The sequence below is a fragment of the Micromonospora sp. NPDC053740 genome, assembly GCF_040677775.1.
GTDB lineage: Bacteria > Actinomycetota > Actinomycetes > Mycobacteriales > Micromonosporaceae > Micromonospora > Micromonospora alfalfae.
The window spans coordinates 73,454-92,225 of sequence record NZ_JBFASO010000009.1; the positions used below are offsets into that span (position 1 = coordinate 73,454).

An 18,772-nucleotide genomic window follows, 5' to 3' on the forward strand; every position below is an offset into this window, starting at 1 on the left:
GGCCAGGCTCGGCACGGTCATCCCACTGGAGTGAGGTCAGGCGACCCGACGGCCTGCCGGTGTTCGGCCGGGCTGAGACCGCGTACCCGTTTGAAGGCCGCGCTCAGTGCGAATGAGCTGCCGTAGCCGACCTGGCGGGCCACCGCGGCGACGGTGGCGTCCGGCTCGCGCAACAGGTCGGCGGCCAGCGCGAGCCGCCAGTTGGTGAGGTACGCCATCGGTGGCTCGCCGACCAGTTCGGTGAACCGGCGGGCCAGCACCGCCCGCGAGGTACCGGTTTCGGCCGCGAGGGTGGCCACCGTCCAGGACTTCGCCGGGTGGTCGTGCAGCAGCCGCAACGCCCTGCCGACCACCGGGTCGCCGTGCGCTCGATACCAGGCGGGCGCCGCCGCGTCCGGCCGGGAGAACCAGGCCCGGAGTACGGCGATGAGCAGTAGGTCGAGCAGCCGGTCCAGGACCACATCCTGCCCCGGCTCGTCCTTGGTCATCTCGTCGCCGAGCAACGGGATGAGCGGGCTGTCCAGTGCCCCGGCCGGCAGCACCAGGAGATGGGGCAGGACCCTCAGCAGCCGTTGACTGACCTCGCCCTGCAACTGGTATGTGCCACTGAGCAGCACCGCCGCCCCGTCAGCGCGTTCGCCCCAGGTCCGCATACCCAGGTCCATCACTTCGCACAACTCGTCCCCGGTGGGCGTGGTGCTGTGCTCACCGGGATGAATCACTGCCTGCGGCGCTGTGGCCGGGTCGTCGGCGATCGTGTACGGCTCCGGGCCACGGATGATCGCGACATCGCCGGGGCGTAGTGGCACCGGAGCTCCCCGGTCCGGCACCACCCACGCTGTGCCGCGCAGCATGGTGACAAGGGTGAGGGGCGCGCGATCCTGGATCCGTACCGACCAGGGCGGGTCGAACACCGACCGCATCAGGAACGCACCGCGCGCCCTGGGCCCGTCCAGCAGCCCCGCGAGCGCATCCATGCGCTCAGGTTAGCCCTGTTACGTGGGCGGCCGAGACGCCGGGACATGCGATCGAGAGTCTCGCCCATTCCCGGTGCGCTCGCCCTCGACTTGACTGGCTGACATGACGAAGACCGTTGATGAGCAGCCAATCCTCGTACTGGGCGGCACCGGCAAGACCGGCCGCCGGGTGGTGGATCGGCTCGCCACACTCGACCGGCCGGTGCGGGTCGGCTCCCGCTCCGGTGAGCCGCCGTTCGACTGGACCGACCAACGCACCTGGGCACCCGTACTCGACGGGGTTTCGTCGGTCTACCTGGTGTACTACCCGGACCTGGCCGCGCCGGACGCCCTCGCGACGATCCGCTCGTTCACCGAACAGGCGGTGTCCGGCGGCATCGAACGGTTGGTTCTGCTTTCCGGCCGGGGCGAGGAGGAGGCCAAACTCAGCGAGCAGGTGGTCCAGGACTCCGGTGTGGCCTGGACGATCGTGCGGGCGAGCTGGTTCAGCCAGAACTTCAGCGAGGACTTCCTGACCGACTCGATACGCGGCGGCGAGGTGACCCTCCCGGCCGGGAACGTGCCGGAGCCGTTCGTCGACGCCCTCGACATCGCCGACATCGTGGTCGCGGCGCTGACCGACGACGGGCACGCGGGGCAGCTCTACGAGGTGACCGGCCCGCGGCTGCTCACCTTCGCCGAGGCGACCTCGGAGATCGGCGACGCGCTCGGGCGGAAGATCCGGTACCGATCGGTCTCGCCCGAGGAGTACGCCGCCGTGATGGCCGGGTACGACGTGCCGGCGGAGCTCGCGGCGGTGCTGACCGAGCTGTTCGGCAAGGTGTTGGACGGCCGCAACGCGCAGCTCGCCGATGGTGTGCAACGGGCCCTGGGCCGCAGCCCGCGCGACTTCACCGACTATGCCCGGGACGCCGCCGCCGCTGGTGCATGGAACACGTCACCCGGTGGAGTCCGGGCATGAACGCCACAGTGGCTGCCTGGTCGGCGGCGGTGACCCTGGCGGTCACGGGTGCGATCACCGGTGTCTACTACGCATTTTCGGTGGCGGTGATGCCCGGGTTGAACGCCGCCGACGCCGGCACCGCGATCCGGGCCATGACGAGCATCAACCAGAGGATCCAGAATCCGCTGTTCTTCGTCACGTTCTTCGGCCCGCTCGTCGCCGCCACGGTGACCGGAGTGTTCCTGTTGACCCTCGGGAAGCGGTCGGCGGGTGCGCTGTTCCTGTTGGCCGCGGCGGTGTACCTGGTGGGCGCGTTCATCCCGACGGTGGCCATCAACGTGCCGATGAACGAGAACCTCGGCGCCGCAGGCGTGCCGGCCGATCCTGCGGAGGCGGTCCGGGTGTGGGCTTCCTACTCGTCGGCCTGGACGTGGTGGAACTCTGTACGCGCCGGCGCCAGCCTGATCAGCCTGTTGCTGGCTGGTCTCGGGGTCTACCTCTCGGGCACGTCCCGATGACGTCGCCGTCCGTGCTGGCAGGGTGGCCAGTTCTGAAAACGTGGTCAGCGTGCGAGGTGTTCATCGATGTTGGACAGGGCGGCCGGCGTCGAGCCGCTGCGCGTCACGGTGGGCACCGGCGCGGTAGCGGCGGGAATGCTCGACCTGGTGGTCCACACTCGACTGCAGGGGCTTCCCGGCCGGGAGCACGTCGGAGCGTGGAGCGCCGTACCAGCTGTTAGCGTCGTGGAATGTTTGCCACCGACCGGGTTCGACTGCGCCCGCCCACGCCCGACGACGCGCCGAACATGTTCCTTCTGCTCGGTGACCCCGAGCTGCACCTGATCACAGACGGCGAGCCATTCCTGCCGCGTCACGTCGGCCAAGTCCGGGCCCGGCTGGAGAAGCAGGTCACCGAGCCGCCCGACACTCAGGCGATGGTGTCGCTGCTGGCCGAAACCGTGGCCGACGGCGCTTTCCTCGGTGGCAGCACGTTGTGGGGGATCAACGCGTTCAATCAGTACGCCCACCTCGGCGTCGCCCTGCTACCTGAGGCGCGCGGCCAGGGGTATGGGGCCGAGGTGATCCGGCTGCTCTGCCGGTACGGCTTCCGCAACCGCAACCTACGCCGCCTGGAATTGGAGACGCTGGCCAGCAACACGGCCATGCGGCGGACCGCGGAGACGTGCGGCTTCACGCACGAAGGCACCCAGCGGGAGCGCGAGTACGACGGCGACGGCTTCGTGGACATGGTGAGCTACGGTCTGCTCCGGCGAGACTGGACGCTGTAGCCGGTCGGTTCAACGTCTGGTTCTTCGCCGGGACCTTGCGCCGGGTAGCGCAGGGGCGGGCGCTCGGCCCGTTTCCGTCGGCCGGATGCCTGCGGCTTTTCTGCGCGCGTCTCTAATGTGCTTGTTACGTCTGCATGTTGCTGTTCGCATGTTGAATATTGGCGACAGGCGACAGGCGACAGGCGACAGGCGACAGGTGACAGGCGACAGGTGACAGGCGACAGGCGCTGGCGGTGGGATTCCAGCCATTTTTGCCGTGGGAATCCCGTGCCGTCGGCTCATCAGGTGGGATGAACGTCGCGGCTGAAGGGTCGCGGTAGGAATATGACCGCTTCGGGCGATTCACTATAGACGGCCATGATCGTGACGGTATTGAATTAGGTGCGGTCCTCCGATGATTGTCCGGATGGGCCGGCCGTACGCCCTCGTAGCCCGGCAGTGGCCTGGGGATCGTTGGCGATAGCAGGGTCCGGCACGTGCCGGGTGATTTATTGGGCTTCCGGGACATCATTCCGCACTTCTGGCTACCGGTCTTTTTCTGCGGGTTGTGGTGCGATGTCGGAAAGAACTGCATCTCGACGCCACCTGTCAAATATGGGTTGGCCGCGCGGGTATGTTTCGACACTCGGCAGTGCTCCGGTAGAGTGCGACCAATTCCATTGACTGTGCCGGAAGGCGTCTGGTCTGCGTGATGACACCTGGGCTGGAAAGCGCATCATCGAGCTTGCGCTTCGTTGGGCGACGACCACAGTTGGCACGTATCGGGACTGCCCAGGCCACCGTGCTGAGCCGTGGCTGGCAAATGGTTTGCGAGGTCGTCGGAGAGCCGGGCATCGGCAAGACCCGGTTCGTCCGCGAGGCCCTGGCGCGGTGCGACTCCACAGTCCCCTGGGCCGTCGGGACCTGCTCGCCGGATGAGCGAGGAGTCCCCTTCCATGTGTTTCGACACGCCTTCACGAAGGGGCAGTCACTCCGACGCGGGGTGCGCGCCGGACGGCCCATCGCGGAGAGCTGGGCGGAGTCCGTCGCGGCGGTGCCAGCGGAGCCGGCGCGGCCGTCGGACGCCCGGCGGTTCCGGACCTACCAGCTGGCCCGCCGGCTGATCGCCCTGGCGGCCCGGGACGGTCTGGTGCTGGTTCTCGACGACCTGCACTGGGCGGATGCCTCCTCCACCGGCCTGATCGCCCACCTACTGCGGTATCCGGTGCCCGCCCCGCTGCTGCTCGTGCTCGTCTACCGTCCGCGGCAGATGGCGACCCCGATGCCGTTCGGGCTACCAGATCCCGACAAGCACGCCGATGCGGAGCCGACGTCACACGACCGGATCGAACTCGGCCCTCTCAGCCTTGCCGAGGTCGCGCTCCTGCACCCCGACACCGACCAGGTGGAGCTGCGCGCCCGGTACGACCTGACCGGCGGCAACCCCGGTTATCTGGCGGTGCTGCCGAGCGACAGCACCTCGAACAGCGCAGACCCGATCCGTGAGGCACCTGGTGGCCGGCTGTCCGACGCGGCGGTGGCCGTGCTTCGCCGCGAATGGACGGACCTACCGCCCGTCGAGCTGGCCTGTCTGCGGGCCGGGGCGATAGTCGATGCACCCTTCACCGCGGACCTTCTCGCCGAGGTTGCTCAGGTCCCGACGTCACCGGCGGTCGAGGCCTGCTGGCGGCTGGCCCGACTCGACCTGATCCGCCGCGTCCCCGGCACTGGACGTTTCGCCTTCCGGCACCCGGTGCTGCGGATGGCGGTCGCTCAGGACACCGACACGCAGTGGCAGGTGGAGGCGTGCGCGCGGGCGCTCACGGCGCTGGTCGATCTGGGCGCGCCACCAGCGGATCGGGCCCGCTACGCGGAGCGCCTGCTCGCCCTGCCCAACGGCGGCTGGGTCGACCGCTGCGTCAACGTGCTCTGCCGGGCGGCGCAGGAGGTCCGGCGCGAGACGCCGGACCTGGCCATCCGCTGGCTGCGGCTGGCGTTGCGTGCGCTGCGGCCGACGGCCGGTCTGACGCAACGTCGTCAGGACGTGTCGCTCGCGCTGGCCGAGATCACCGGGGAGGCGGGGGATCTGGCCGAGAGCAGGGCCCTGCTCCAGGAGATCGTGCCGCTGTTCCCCGCCGACCCGGAGGGACGGCGGGCGCAGGCAGTAGCTCTGTGGGCGCGCGTGGAACGTCTGCTCGGCAACTACGCGGAGGCGGCGGCCATCAGCCGGCGGGAGTTGTCCGTCCTGCCACCCGATGCAGGGCCCAGCGACGGCTACCGCCTCGCCACCGAGATCGGCGTCGCCGGCATCCTGGCCGGCCGCCCCGTGACCGGGCTGCCCGACGTGCTCAGCGGAGATCTCGGCGGCTCCGGCGCGGACCGAGCCAGCCTGCTGGCGGTGCGTAGTCTGGCCGCCGCACTCGACGGCGCACTCGACGACGCCCGGGGCTTGCTCGATGCCGGCGCCCGAATCGTCGACTCGCTGCCGGACCGGGACCTGCGGGACCATCCCGACTGCTTCACCGCACTCGGCCTGAGCGAGTTGTACCTCGAACGGCAGGCCGACGCGGTGCGGCACCTCGACCGAGGGCTGACGCTCGGCCGTGCCGCACACCGCGACGACGGACTGTGCCAACTGCTGCTCGGTCGCAGTCAGGTGGCCTACCACGGCGGGCAGCTGAACACCGCCATCGGGTTGGCCACCGAGGCGGGCATCGTCGCCCGGCGCATCGGCAGTCACCACCTGCTGAGCTTCGCCCTGGCGTTCGAGGCGGAGGCGACGGCGTGGCGTGGTGGCCTCCGCGACGACGAACGGGCGGTGGCGCTGGCCCGCAGCGCCGCCGGAATCGCCACCGACCTCGCCACCTGGTGCGGTCGTACCGCCGCGACGGCGCTGGCGACCGCGGCGCTGCTGTCGGGTGATCCGGCGACCTGCGCCGACCTGGTGCGCTCGGCTGGCGGTGACAGCCGGCTGAGCCGTCTTCAGGCGTCCCTCCGACCCAGGTGGTACGAGCTGCTCTGCGCCGCCGCGCTCGTCGCGGGCGACGTGGCCGACGCCGAGCGGCAGGCGCGACTGGCACTGGCCGAGGCGGATCGGGTCGGGCTGCCCGGGCAGCGGGGGTTCGCCGAGTCGGCGTACGGCGAGGTGCTGCTCGCCCGCGGCGAGGTCCGGGCGGCGCTGCCGCACCTGGAGACCGCGGCCGACCTGTTCCGCGCCGGCGGGATGGTGCTACGGCGCAGTCTTGTCCTGGCCTCCCTGGCCCGGGCGGCCGAAGCCGCCGACCAGGCTGGCCTGGCGGCACGGGCCCGCCGTCGGGCGCTGGAACTGGCGGGGTCGTGCGGAACGGAGCGGGTCGGCCTGCGACTGGCCCGTCCGGTCGGCCCGATCGGGGTCGCCGCCCTGACCGACCGGGAGTGGCACATCGCGCGGTTGGCGGCGACCGGGGCCACCAGCCGACTGATCGGGCGGCAGCTGAACATCAGCCCCCGGACTGTGGAGGCGCACCTGACCCGCCTCTACCGCAAGACGGGCGTCGCTTCCCGGTCGGGCCTGGTCGCCTGGGTGGCTCGGCTCGATGACACCGATCGATGACTGCGTTCCAGGCCGGATGACGTCGTTCGGTGCAAGGTCGACAGGCCGGGCAGCACGAGGCCGCGCCGCCACCGTCGTAGCCCGACAGCCGCTCACATACTCGACTGCGTCGGGCGCGATTCCCGTGCACCGGTGGTGGATGGAGGACGAGATGCTGGGCAGAAGATCCGTCAGGAGCCCGCGTACCCTCGCCGCGCCGGTGCCGGCCATGCCGTTCGCCGCCGCCACGGTGGCGCTGCTCATGCTGACCGGCTGTGGTGGTGAGCCGGTGGACGCTGCCACCCCGGCGCCGCACGGTTCGGCCACTTTCGGTCGGGACCGCGCGGCGCTCGTGCTCACCGCCTTCGACCAGGCCGACTCGGCCGCCTCGGTGGCCGGCGACGTGGAGGCGCTGCGGGCGCAGGAGGTGTCGCCCTCGCTGGACCTCAGCATCGCCGCAGTGCGTCGGGCCGCGTACAACCAGCGTCCGCAACCGTCCTTCCAGCACATCAACCCGGTCTTCGCGGTGCCGCCCGGGGAACCGTCCTGTTTCCTCGCCACGGCGACTCTCCGGTTGACCGGCTCGGAGCTGGCGCCCACCGACGTCAGCCAGTTCGTGCTGGGTGCCGACGGCCAGTGGAAGCTCAGCCACAACGTTCAGGTCACCCAACCGTCGCTGGTGGTCGCCCGGAGCATCGACGGCCGGCCGGCCACCGCGGGCGGCGCCGCCCTGGACGAGACCAGCCGTCGGGCCCTCGCCGCCGAGGTGTTCTCCCGCAGCATCGGGTCCACGACGGGCAACCGGTCCCTCGTCGTGTCGAGCCCGCTGCTCGACGGCCAGTTCGCCGGCGGTTGGGAGGTCTACGGGCAGCAGCTCGCCGGCGTCGGCGGGGCGGTGCAGCGGACGATGGACCGGGCGGAATGGTCCGACTGCGCGGTCGCGGTGCCGACCGGCACGCTCACCTTTCTGACGATCCACGCCACCGACACGCTGCGCCCGGCGCCCGGCGGCCCGGCCACCGTCCGGTTGGAGCCGCAGAGCCCGGATCTGATCGCCACCGGTCACCTCAAGGCGGTCAGCGGAAAGTCGATCCGGGTCACCCGGGTGGAGACCTTCGTGCTGCTCGTGCCGGCACAGAGCGTCGGCACATCGGTGCTGGGGCTCAACGACACCGCGCTGACAGTCACCGCCGGCTGACCCTGCCGCCGAGCGTCCTCGGCGTCGGCGACGGCAGAAACCGGTGGCATCACTCGGATCGGACGCCACCGGACCGCGACCATGACAGCAGCCGTGATCGCCGGCGGGGCCGGCGGTACCGCGGTCCGACCACGAAGCTCGGGAGGAACCCATGTGGCGTCCGCGCTTCCGATCGGACTACGTGCCGGTGCGGCTGCCCGACGGTCCGCTCGTGGTGCTGGGGGAGACCCGCAGCCTCCTCATCGACGACCCGGTCGCCGCGGACCTGGCCGACCAGCTCGACGGTGCCGCCCCGTTGGCCGACGTGGTGGCCCGGCTGGCCACCCGACACCCGGTCGCCGCCGTCGCCGCAGCCCTCGCCCGGCTGCGCGACCACGGCCTTCTGGTGTCCGGTCCGACGCACACCTCGCCAGCCGAGGCCGCCGGCTGGGACGCCCGGGGTGTGCCGCCCGACGCCGGGCGGCGGTGGATGGCCGGGGGAGCTGTCACCATCGTGGACCTGGGGGCGCCCCGGGTGGCCGAGACCGCCGACGCGCTGCGCGCCCTCGGGCTCGCCCCGACAGTGGTCGGGCCGGACGCACCGGACCCCGGCCCGGGCACCGCCCAGGTGCTGGTGCTGCCGTCGTCGATGCTCGACTCCCGGCTGGCGTTGCTCAACGACCGCCACCTGGCCGCCGGTCGCGCGTGGACGCTGGCCCGGCCGCACGGCAACGTCGTCTTCCTCGGCCCGCACCTCGTGCCGGGTCGCACCGGCTGCTGGGTCTGCCTGCGCCAACGCTGGCAGGAGAACGAACAGGTGAACGCCTTCCTCGACGGGCAGGACCTGGCCGGTCCGCTGCCGCAGCCCGGTCACGCGGTCCTGCCCGGACTGGCCACCATGGCGGCCGGGCTGCTGGCCGCGGAGCTCGCCGTGCTCGCCGTCCGGGGCGCGTCGCCCCGCCTCACCGGCCGGATGGTCGCCCTGGACACCAGGGACCTGAGCACGGAGAGCCACCAACTGGTACGCCAGCCGCAGTGCCCCGCCTGCGGTGACCCGGACCTCGTCCGCAAGGCCGAACCCCGGATCGACCTGCCACCCAGCGGCACCCAGCCCAGTCGCGGCGGGGACTCCCGCATCCGGGAACCCGCCGAGGCGTACGCCTCGCTCGTTCACCATGTCAGCCGGTATCTGGGCGTGGTGAGTCGGCTGACCCCGCTGGAGGCGACCGACAACGGCGTCACCCACACGTACTCGGCCGGGCACAACTTCGCCCAGCCCCGTCAGGTCGCCGCGCTGCGCCGCAATCTGCGCGGGCAGAGCGGCGGCAAGGGCCGCACCGACCTGCAGGCCCGGATGAGCGCGGTCGGGGAGGCGGTGGAACGCTACTGCGGGGTGTGGCGCGGCGATCGCCCTGTCCACCGGGCGACCTACCGGCAGCTCGGTCCGGACCGCGCGGTACACCTGCGGGAGCTGCTGCTGTTCTCGGAACGCCAGTACGCCGACCGGGACCGGCTCAACCGCGACCTGGGCCACCTGCACCGCATTCCCCGCCCGCTGCCCGACGACGTGGAGCTGGACTGGACCACGGGTTGGTCGCTGACCCGGCAGACACCGCGTGAGCTGCCCGCCGCGCACTGCTGGTACGGGCATCCGGAGCTGACCGGGCTGGGGGTGTGTTCGGCCGACTCGAACGGCTGCGCGGCCGGCGGCAACCTGTCCGAGGCGATCCTGCAGGGCTTCTGCGAACTGGTGGAGCGCGACAGCGTGGCCCTGTGGTGGTACCACCGATCCCGGATGCCCGGGGTGGACCTCGCCTCGTTCGGCGAGCCGTGGACGGCCGCCTGCGTCGACCATCACGCCACCGCGCTGGGCCGCGAACTGTGGGCCCTCGACCTGACCGCCGACCTGGGTGTGCCCACGTTCGCGGCGGTGTCCCGGCGGGTCGACCGGGGGCCGGAGGACGTCCTGGTCGGTTTCGGCGCGCACCTGGACGCGCGGGTCGCGCTGACCCGGGCGCTCACCGAGGTGAACCAGTTCCTGCCCGCCGTCGCCGGTCCCACCTCCGCCGGCAACCGGTACGGGGTCGACGACCCGGACACGGCGCGCTGGTTCGGCACCGTGCGGGTGGCCGCCCAGCCCTGGCTGACCCCGGATCCCACCCGGCCGCCGCGCACCGCCACTGACCACCCGCCACTGACCACCGGCGACGTCGGGGACGACGTGCGCCGTTGCGTACACCGGGCGGAGCGGGCCGGCCTGGAGGTGATCGTCGTCGACCAGTCCCGTCCGGATGTCGATCTGGCGGTGGTGAAGGTCGTCGTGCCGGGCCTGCGGCACTTCTGGCGCCGGCTCGGTCCCGGCCGACTGTGGGACGTGCCGGCCCGGCTCGGTCGGGACCCGCTGGCGGTCGACGAGACGTCGGCCAACCCGCTGAACGTCTTCTTCTAGCCGGCGCTCCCGGGGCACCGGGACCGTGGGAAGGATGTGGGGATGACCACCGTGGTGGACCCGGTCGGTCGGCGGTCGTCGTGAGCGGCTCCGTCGGCGGTCCGCCGATTCAGGAGTCGTACCGGCTGCGCCGTGACGCGGAGCTGCGGCTTGGCGAGGACGGCTCGCTGACGCTGCGGCAGACCCGCTTCCAGCTCATCCTGGAGCAACCTGGCATGGGCCGGCGGGCGCTGCTGCTGCGGCTCGCCGCCGACTGGGTCAACGACGTCGAGGTCGGCCGGCTGATCAGCGGCCTGGAGGGGGAGAGCCGGGTGTTGCCCGCGCAGTTGCTGCTGCGCCGGCTGCTCGCCCACTCCTGGCTGGAGCGGCGCGTCCAGGTCGACGATCGGCCGCTGCTCGACCTGGTGCCCACCGGCCTGGGGCGAGGCAGTCTGCCGGAGAGTCGCCTGCACACCCCCGGGGTCCGCTACCGGCTCTCCCGCTTCGCCGCCCTCCAGCACGAACGGGGCATGCTGGTGGCCGCATCACCACTGAGCACCCTCGTTGTCGGCTGCGCCGACGCCGCCCTCGGCGCGGTACTGGCCGCCGCCGCCCCGGGCGTCGGACCCGAGGCGGTGGCCCGCACGCTCGGCGTGCCGCCGGACGTCGCCGGACGGGTGCTCGACGAGCTGGCCACCGCCCGGATCCTGGTCACCGACGCCGAGTTCGAGGCGGAGTGCGACGAGGCGCCGCTGGCCTACTGGTCACCGGAGGAGCTACGGCTGCATCATCGATCCCGGGCCGGGCGACACGCGCTGCCGGTGGGCGGCACCTACCGGATGCGGGGGAGCTTCGCACCGCTTCCGCTGCGCCGCCCGTACGACGGGGGCCGGGCGGTCGACCTGCCACTGCCGGACCTGGCGACGATCGCCAAGGCGGATCCCGCGTTCAGCCAGGTCGTCGCGGACCGGCGCAGCGTGCGCGAACACGACGACGCCGCGCCGCTGCCGCTGGAGCGGCTGGCGGAGTTCCTGCACCGGTCGCAGCACACCAGCGCCGTCGGCGAGGCCGGCGGGCAGGAGATCGGTCACCGGCCCTACCCGGGCGGCGGCGGCGTCTACGAGCTGGAGATCTACCCACTGGTCGCGCGCTGCGTCGGGCTCGACCCCGGGCTCTACCACTACGACGCCGTCGGGCACCGGCTGGAACCGGTCGCCGGCTGGGGACCGGCCGCCGACCGGCTGTTGGCGTACGCCCGGGCGGCCGGCGCTCTGCCTCGGCCGCCGCAGACAGTCCTGGTGGTCACCGCCCGGGTCCAGCGGCTCATGTGGAAGTACGAAGGGATGAGCTACGCCATGATTCTCAAGGACGCGGGTGTGCTGACCCAGCAGATGTATCTCGTCGCCACCGCCATGGGGTTGGCGCCGTGCGCCCTCGGCGCCGGGGACTCGCAGGCCTTCGCCGAGTTGTCCGGGCTCGACCCGCTGGTCGAGCCGAGCGTGGCCGACTTCCTGCTCGGCTCGCGCCGCGCCACCGGTCCGGCCGCAGCGGAGGCCCGGCCATGAAGTTCCGGCGGCAGGCGCTGCGCCAGTTGGAGGCGCCCGAGCAACTGGACCGGGCGGTCCGGCTGACCACGGTGCCGAACTGGCTGGCCACCACCGCGCTGGTCATCGTCGTCGTCGCCGCGGGTGTGTGGTCGGTGCGCACTGTGGTGCCCCGGACCGTCGAGGCCGCCGGAGTGCTGATCCACTCGAACGGGATCTCGGCCCTCGACGCGCTCGACAGCGGCCAGGTCACCAAGGTGTGGGCGTCACCGCACCAGCGGGTGCCGAAGGGAACCCCCCTCTACAGCCTTCGCACGGCCGACGGCAAGGTACGGGTGGAGACCGCGCCGGGTGACGCGTACGTCGTCGCCTGGCTGGTCTCGGAGGGCGAGATCGTCACCCCGGGCACCCACCTGGCCGACCTGGAACGGCTCGACGCCGCAGGGGACGCGTTGCAGGCAGTCGTCTACGCCCCCGCCGTCGCCGCCCCGCTGCTGCAACCCGGCGTGTCCGTCGAGGTGGCCGCGGCGGCCGCGCCGCGCAACGTGTTCGGCACCCTGGCCGGCCAGGTGACCACTGTCGGCGCGTTCCCGGAGACCGAGGCGTCGCTGCGCGCCTTCCTGGGCACCGGGCCGGACGTCCGGCGTCTGCTCGCCCGCGGCAGCGTGGTGCGGGTGACTGTCGCCCTGGAGCCCGACCCTGCCGCCCCGGGCGGCCTGCGCTGGACCAGGTCTCCGCCGCCGTTCCAGCTCAACTCGGCCAGCGAGGTCACCGCCTGGTTCACAGTGGACCGGGAACACCCGATCGACTGGTTGCTGCGGCGATGAGCGCGCCGACGACCGCCGTCGGCGGCGCGCCGGAGCTGCCCAGGATCCGGCGTCGACGGGTCCGTACGCCCACCCTGATCCAGATGGAGGCGGTGGAGTGCGGCGCCGCCGCGCTGGGGATCCTGCTCGCGCACCACGGTCGGCACGTGCCCCTTGAGGAGTTGCGCCGGGTGTGCGGAGTGAGCAGGGACGGCTCCACAGCCGCCACCGTGCTCAAGGGCGCCCGCCGCTACGGCATGGTGGCCAAGGGTTTCCAGATGGACCTGGCGGGCCTGGCCACAGTGGCGCTGCCGGCGGTGCTGTTCTGGCGGTTCGAGCACTTCGTGGTGCTGGAAGGGCTCGGCCGTAAGGTCTTCATCAACGATCCGGCCACCGGTCCCCGTGCGGTGAGCTGGGAGGAGTTCGACGGCGCCTTCACCGGCATCGTGCTCACCATGGAGCCCGGCCCGGAGTTCCGGCCCGGCGGCACCCGCTACCGGTTGGTGCGGGCGCTGGCCGAGCGGTGGCGCGGCCCGGGCTCGGCGATCGCGCAGATGCTGCTGCTCGGCCTGCTGATCGCCGTGGTCGGTCTGACCATTCCGGTGATGGCCAAGGTCTTCGTCGACCGGGTGCTGTTGCAGGAGGATCGGGCCGCGTTCGCCGGCCTGGTGGCGGCGGTGGCGGTGGCCACCGTGCTCACCTTCCTGGCCAGCCTGCTGCAGCAACGCCTGACCGTACGCGCGGAGACGGCGCTCGCCCTCGCCAGCGCCGCCAGGTTCTTCCGACATCTGCTGCGGCTGCCACCGACCTTCTTCGACCAGCGGCAGGCCGCCGACCTCGGCCAGCGGGTCCGCGGCAACGAGGTGGTCGCCGAGGTGCTCACCCGCCGGACGGCCACCACAGTGGTGGACACCGGCCTCGTGCTGGCGTACGGGGCTCTGCTCTGCCATTACGACCTGCTGCTCGGACTGTGCGCGGTGGTCCTCGCCGGGCTGAACGTCAGCGTGCTGCGCTATGTCGCCTCGACCCGGTCCACCGCTGTCGCCGGTCTTCAGGCGGACCGCAGCAAGCTGGTGACCACTGTGTACACCACCGTCCAGATGATCGAGACGGTGAAGGCCGGCGGTGAGGAGGAACGCGCGGTGGCCCGGTTCGCGGCGCGCCACGCCACCGTCGCCAGCCGTCAGCAGCGGCTGGGGGTGCCCACCGCGGTGCTCTCCGTCCTGCCGGCGCTCCTCGCCTCGGTGACCACCGGGGTGCTGCTGTGGTTGGGCAGCCGGCAGGTCGTGGCGGAGGCGATGAGCGTCGGGGTGCTGGTCGGCATGCAGAGCCTGGCCGTCGCGATGAACCGCCCGCTGGGCAACCTGACCGCGCTGGGCTCGCGGTTGCAGGACATGAGCGCCGACCTCAACCGGCTGCGGGACGTGGAGCGGTACCCGTTGCCGTCGGCCCAGCACCGGTCCTCCCGCCCGGTGACGCCGATGGAGGGGCACCTGCGCATCGAGGAGGTCACCTTCGGTTACAACCCGTTGGGCCGTCCACTGCTGGAGAACTTCAGCCTTGACCTGCCGCCGGGCGCCCGGGTGGCCCTCGTCGGTCGCTCGGGCAGTGGCAAGTCGACTGTCGGCCGGCTGGTCGCCGGGCTCTACCGTCCCTGGACCGGTCAGGTCACGGTGGACGGGCTCGAGCGGGCCGCAGCCGACGACGGGCTCTGGACGGCCACCGTCGCCATGGTGGACCAGGACCAACGGCTGTTCGAGGGGACGGTCCGGGACAACGTCACCATGTGGGACCTCACGGTCGCCGACGAGGACGTCGTCGGCGCGCTGACCGACGCGTGCCTCTACGACGAGGTCGCGGCCCGTCCGGGTGGCCTCGGCAGCCCGGTGCGGGAGAACGCCCGCAACTTCTCCGGTGGGCAGCGGCAGCGGCTGGAGATCGCCCGGGCGCTCGTGCGCAACCCCCGGGTGTTGGTGCTGGACGAGGCCACCAGCGCGTTGGACGCCGAGACCGAACGTCAGATCGACAGGCACCTGCGGAGGCGTGGGGCCACCTGCCTGATCGTGGCCCACCGCCTGTCCACCGTCCGCGACTGCGACCTGATCGTCGTGCTGGACGGCGGCCGGGAGGTGGAGCGCGGCACCCACGAGCAGCTCGTCGCCCGGGACGGGGCGTACGCGCGCCTGGTCCGGGACCACTGACCACGACGATCCGAGGAGACGCTGATGAGTGGCGCGGTGGAGGATGCCCCGGCCGGCGGCCTGATCGACTTCTGCTCGGACGGCGTACGCCAGGTTTGCCGCCTGGACGGCCCGGCGGCCAGCTGGCTGGTGACCGGAGGCGAGGCCGACCTGTTCGCGGTGCGCCGGGCCGGGATGAGCCCCTCGCGTCGTCACCATGTGGCGCGGCTGCCTGCGGGTGGCCTGGTGCCGACGTCCACCGCGATCGGTGCGTGGCAGTTGATCCTGGTGCCGCTGCCCGGCACGGAGCTGCGCGGGCTGTCCCGGCGTCACCTGTCCCTGCTGGAGCGGCATGTTCGGCTCGGCCGCGTGGCGGACGACGGGGCGTCGCTGCGGGCGCGGACTGCCGCGACGGAGCTGGTCGCGGCGCTCGACCTGGTGCTGGTCACCGTCGCCGACGCGCTGCGCCGCGGGCAGGCGCCCCGGGAGGCGTCCACCCTCCGCGGACGCGAGATCATTTCGCTGGCGCAGGGGAGCGCCCTCACCTCCACCGGCGGCGCGTGGTGGCTGCGCAGCGCCGGTGGACAACTGCGACGCAACGACGGTGGCCCGGCGGAGATGTCGGGGGAGCGGGAGCTGCTGCTGGTCGCCGAGCGGGACTGGGTGGTGGCCGAGTCGCCGTGCGCTGTGGAGAGCCACGGTAGCTGGGACCTGCTGGTCAACGGTCAGCTCCGGTCGGCCGTCGACCAGCATGTGGCCCGGCTGCTGCGGATGGTGGAGACCCGGATCGAGGAGGCTGACGAGGCGTTGCTGAGCGCCGTACAGCGGCGCCGGGAGACCGACGCGGCGGTGCTCGCCGCGGCGGCCCGACGGTCGATCGGGGTGATCGGCGCGGGCGGTGCGGTTCCGGTTCCCGACGGCGAGCCCGGCTTCGACCGGTACGGGCGGGCGGCCTCGGTGGTCCGGGTGGTCACCGAGGGGATGGGCAGCCCGATCAACGAGCCGGCTGACCGCAGCCGCGCGCCGCTGGACGACCGGGCGGCGGTGCACGCGGTGACCCGAGCGTCCAGCCTGTTCCTGCGTGAGGTGCGGCTGCCGGACCGCTGGTGGCGGCGGGACCTGGGGCCACTGGTGGGGTGGCGGGCCGGCGATGATCCGGAGCGCGCCGTCGCGGTGCCGCTGGTGTTCCGTCGAGGCCGCTACCACCACGTCGACCCGGACACCCGGGCGTACGGTCCGATCGACGCGACGGTGGCCGCGACGTTCGCTGCCGAGGCGACCGAGGTGCAGGCGCCGCTGCCGCCGACCGCTCGGATGCGCCACCTGCTGCGGGCCGGGCTGGTCGGTGCGTCCCGCGACGTGCGGGGTCTGCTGTTCGCCGCCACCTGCGTGGCACTGCTGGGCCTGGGCGTGCCGCTGGCCACCGGCGAGGTGCTCGGCCAGCTGGCCCGGCAGGGCGAGGTGAACGGCCTTGGCGGTTTCCTCGCGCTGATGCTCAGCGCCGCGGTGGTCGCGGGTCTGGTGGGGGTGGTGCAGAACCTGCGTCTGCTGCGGTTGGATGGCCGGATGCAGTCCGGCGCGCAGCTGGCGATCTGGGACCGCCTGATGCGGTTGCCGGCCCGGTTCTTCGCCGGTCGCAGCAGCGGGGAGATCGCCAACTCGATGTTGGGGATCTCGTTCGTCGGTGAGGCGCTGAGCGCGTTGCTGCCGCAGCTCGTCTCGGCGGCCGCGACCGTCGCGGTGACCCTCGGCATGCTCCTGGTGGTCGAGCCCGTGCTCGGGCTGTGGGGAGTGGGGATCGTCGTCGTCACCATGTTGACCTTCGGCGCGTTCGCCGGGCTGATCGTCAGTCAGCAACGGGCCGCGCTGCCGGCCGAGCACCGGGCGGCTGCGATGACCAACCAACTGCTCGGCGGCATCATCAAGATCAAACTGGCGGCCGCCGAAACCCGTGCCCACGCGCGCTGGTCGGAGGTCGCCGCGACGGCCCGAGCGGCGCTGCAACGGGTCCGCCAGAGTCAGGCGGGCCTGGTCGCCTTCGGCACCGTGCTGCCGGTCGCCGGCCAACTGGTCCTGTTCGCCGTGCTGATGGGGCCGATGGCCGGGCGGGTCGCGCCGGCCGACTTCTTCATCCTCAACGTCGGTTTCGCGATGCTACTGGGCGCGCTGCTGGTGCTGGTGTCGGCCGGGGTCGAAGTGATCGCGGCGGTGCCCCGGCTGGGCAGCCTGCGGGAGATCCTGCGCGCCGACCCCGAGGCGCGGCCGGACCGGGTGGACCCGGGGGAGCTGCGCGGCGAGATCGCGCTGCACCGGCTCACCTTCGCCTACCAGCCGGACGAGCCGCCGGTGCTCGTCGACATCGACCTGCACGTCCGACCGGGTGAGTTCGTCGCCATCGTCGGACCGAGCGGCTGCGGGAAGTCCACACTGCTCCGGTTGCTGCTCGGCTTTGAACGCCAGCAGCAGGGCGCAGTGCTCTACGACGGCCAGGACCTCTCCGAACTTGATGTACACGCGGTCCGTCGGCAGTGCGGAGTGGTCCTGCAGGATGGCCAGCTCTTCGCCGGCTCGGTACGCGACAACATCTGCGGCGCCGGCAGCTTCCCACTGGACCAGGTCTGGGAGGCGGCGCGGATGGCCGGCCTCGCCGATGACCTGGAGGCGCTGCCGATGGGGATGAGCACGATGGTGCCGTTCGGCGGCGGGACGCTCTCCGTCGGGCAGCGGCAGCGGGTGCTGATCGCCCGCGCGCTGGCCCCGCTGCCCCGGATCATCTTCCTCGACGAGGCGACGAGCGCTCTGGACAACCGGACGCAGGAGGTGGTCAGCCGCAGCACCGCGGCCCTGGCCGCGACCCGGGTGGTCATCGCCCACCGGCTGTCCACGGTGCGTGCGGCGGACACCATCGTGGTCCTTGAGGCAGGGCGGATCGTCCAGCGGGGCAGCTTCGACGAGTTGATGGACGACACCGACGGGCTGTTCCACCGGTTGGCGCGGCGGCAACTGCTCACTGAACCGGAACGGTCCGACACCGTGCCGGAGAGCCGACAGGCGGACGGGCAGCCCGCGACAGGCTGACGACCCGGTCACCCGTTGTCGATGACAGTGCTGTCCTCCAGGCACACGTCCGCGTCGAGGTGGTTCTCCAGCAGCTCGGCGATGTGCGCCTCCGACTGGTTCTCCACGGCGAGCCGGAACGCCTCGGTGAGCACGTTGACCACGCCCTGGGTCAGCAACAGGGTTTCCCGGTCGAGGTCGGCCCAGGACGACCGGGCGCCGCTGCGCACCAGCTCCGGAGCGAGGGTCAGCAGCCGGGCGGTGACGGCGGCGACCAGCTCGTCAGCCACCGGCCGGAGGCTGTCCAGCACCTCGCTGAGGGTCTGCAGTGCCGGCACCGTGCCCACTCGTACCCGATGCAGGTCCAGGGCGGCGCGCAGCGGGCGTGGCCGGACGGTGCGGACGGTGCCGTCGGTGGTCCGGCCGATCACGCCGTGGCGGGTCAGCGCGTGGGCCAGCGCCGGACGGTCGGCGGTCAGGCGTTGCAGCATCGCGGTGAGCCCGTCGGGCGCCTCGTCACTGGCCCGGACCCCGAGCATCGCCTCGATGGACACCAGGTTGAAACCCTGTCGTTGCAGGGCGAGGATCGCGTCCAGTCGGCGGACGTGGGAGTCGTCGTAGAGCGCGGCCCGACCGCGCCGCACCGGCGGGGGCAGCAGCCGCCGGGCCTGGTGGGCTCGGATGTTGCGCGGCGACATCCCCACCTTGCGGGCGAGCTCGTCCACGCTGTACCCGACCGGGGCGCCGGGCGTCGTCGTCACCTCGTCGATGGTCACGGTGGCCTCCGGCAGCACTCGGTGGCGGAACACGGCAACCCCGTCG

Annotated in this window: 12 protein-coding genes; 10 read left to right on the forward strand and 2 right to left on the reverse strand. The window is 72.3% G+C overall.

Features of this window, described 5'->3' with window-relative positions; genetic code table 11:
* Window positions 1-17 precede the first annotated feature (17 nt).
* Window positions 18-977, reverse strand: coding sequence for an AraC family transcriptional regulator (locus tag AB0K35_RS23115; RefSeq protein WP_238668616.1), 960 nt, complete (start codon window positions 975-977; stop codon window positions 18-20).
* Between the two features lie 103 nt (window positions 978-1,080).
* Here AB0K35_RS23115 and AB0K35_RS23120 point away from each other — a divergent pair, with 103 nt between their 5' ends.
* From AB0K35_RS23120 to AB0K35_RS23165, 10 genes are all read left to right on the forward strand, one after another.
* Entirely contained in the window at window positions 1,081-1,938 is an 858-nt protein-coding gene (locus AB0K35_RS23120; protein WP_238668615.1) for an NmrA family transcriptional regulator, read from the forward strand.
* The gene (locus AB0K35_RS23125; protein WP_238668614.1) at window positions 1,935-2,438 is read left to right on the forward strand and encodes an anthrone oxygenase family protein; all 504 of its coding nucleotides are present in this window, start codon (window positions 1,935-1,937) and stop codon (window positions 2,436-2,438) included. Before AB0K35_RS23120 ends, AB0K35_RS23125 begins: the two co-directional genes overlap by 4 nt.
* 230 nt (window positions 2,439-2,668) lie before the next feature.
* Window positions 2,669-3,208, forward strand: coding sequence for a GNAT family protein (locus AB0K35_RS23130; RefSeq protein WP_238668613.1), 540 nt, complete (start codon window positions 2,669-2,671; stop codon window positions 3,206-3,208).
* Window positions 3,209-3,899: 691 nt separating this feature from the next.
* Window positions 3,900-6,779 (forward strand): AAA family ATPase, encoded by a 2,880-nt coding sequence (locus tag AB0K35_RS23135; protein ID WP_363887457.1) that lies wholly within the window; start codon window positions 3,900-3,902, stop codon window positions 6,777-6,779.
* A gap of 151 nt (window positions 6,780-6,930) precedes the next feature.
* Window positions 6,931-7,956 (forward strand): hypothetical protein, encoded by a 1,026-nt coding sequence (locus tag AB0K35_RS23140; RefSeq protein WP_238668611.1) that lies wholly within the window; start codon window positions 6,931-6,933, stop codon window positions 7,954-7,956.
* A 151-nt stretch (window positions 7,957-8,107) separates the two neighbouring features.
* The gene (locus AB0K35_RS23145) at window positions 8,108-10,384 is read left to right on the forward strand and encodes a TOMM precursor leader peptide-binding protein (protein ID WP_363887459.1); all 2,277 of its coding nucleotides are present in this window, start codon (window positions 8,108-8,110) and stop codon (window positions 10,382-10,384) included.
* A gap of 80 nt (window positions 10,385-10,464) precedes the next feature.
* On the forward strand, window positions 10,465-11,928 hold the full coding sequence (locus AB0K35_RS23150; RefSeq protein ID WP_363887462.1) for a SagB family peptide dehydrogenase: 1,464 nt from the start codon (window positions 10,465-10,467) through the stop codon (window positions 11,926-11,928).
* Window positions 11,925-12,734: an HlyD family efflux transporter periplasmic adaptor subunit gene (locus AB0K35_RS23155; RefSeq protein WP_238643770.1), complete on the forward strand. Its 810-nt coding sequence runs from the start codon at window positions 11,925-11,927 to the stop codon at window positions 12,732-12,734. The genes AB0K35_RS23150 and AB0K35_RS23155 overlap by 4 nt, the downstream gene beginning before the upstream one ends.
* Entirely contained in the window at window positions 12,731-14,914 is a 2,184-nt protein-coding gene (locus tag AB0K35_RS23160; protein ID WP_363887464.1) for an NHLP family bacteriocin export ABC transporter peptidase/permease/ATPase subunit, read from the forward strand. Before AB0K35_RS23155 ends, AB0K35_RS23160 begins: the two co-directional genes overlap by 4 nt.
* Before the next feature lie 24 nt (window positions 14,915-14,938).
* Window positions 14,939-17,971 (forward strand): ATP-binding cassette domain-containing protein, encoded by a 3,033-nt coding sequence (locus AB0K35_RS23165; RefSeq protein ID WP_238668607.1) that lies wholly within the window; start codon window positions 14,939-14,941, stop codon window positions 17,969-17,971.
* Window positions 17,972-17,979: 8 nt separating this feature from the next.
* On the opposite strand, the gene AB0K35_RS23170 is transcribed toward AB0K35_RS23165, so the two are convergent.
* Complete coding sequence (locus tag AB0K35_RS23170; RefSeq protein WP_238668606.1) at window positions 17,980-18,759, reverse strand: MerR family transcriptional regulator; 780 nt, start codon at window positions 18,757-18,759, stop codon at window positions 17,980-17,982.
* Between the last annotated feature and the right edge of the window lie 13 nt (window positions 18,760-18,772).

Excerpts from the sequence above, each read along its gene's own strand:
- AB0K35_RS23115 (WP_238668616.1), bottom strand. The coding sequence starts at position 977 with ATGGATGCGCTCGCGGGGCTGCTGGACGGGCCCAGGGCGCGCGGTGCG.
- AB0K35_RS23120 (WP_238668615.1), top strand. The coding sequence starts at position 1,081 with ATGACGAAGACCGTTGATGAGCAGCCAATCCTCGTACTGGGCGGCACC.
- AB0K35_RS23125 (WP_238668614.1), top strand. The coding sequence starts at position 1,935 with ATGAACGCCACAGTGGCTGCCTGGTCGGCGGCGGTGACCCTGGCGGTC.
- AB0K35_RS23130 (WP_238668613.1), top strand. The coding sequence starts at position 2,669 with ATGTTTGCCACCGACCGGGTTCGACTGCGCCCGCCCACGCCCGACGAC.
- AB0K35_RS23135 (WP_363887457.1), top strand. The coding sequence starts at position 3,900 with ATGACACCTGGGCTGGAAAGCGCATCATCGAGCTTGCGCTTCGTTGGG.
- AB0K35_RS23140 (WP_238668611.1), top strand. The coding sequence starts at position 6,931 with ATGCTGGGCAGAAGATCCGTCAGGAGCCCGCGTACCCTCGCCGCGCCG.
- AB0K35_RS23145 (WP_363887459.1), top strand. The coding sequence starts at position 8,108 with ATGTGGCGTCCGCGCTTCCGATCGGACTACGTGCCGGTGCGGCTGCCC.
- AB0K35_RS23155 (WP_238643770.1), top strand. The coding sequence starts at position 11,925 with ATGAAGTTCCGGCGGCAGGCGCTGCGCCAGTTGGAGGCGCCCGAGCAA.
- AB0K35_RS23160 (WP_363887464.1), top strand. The coding sequence starts at position 12,731 with ATGAGCGCGCCGACGACCGCCGTCGGCGGCGCGCCGGAGCTGCCCAGG.
- AB0K35_RS23165 (WP_238668607.1), top strand. The coding sequence starts at position 14,939 with ATGAGTGGCGCGGTGGAGGATGCCCCGGCCGGCGGCCTGATCGACTTC.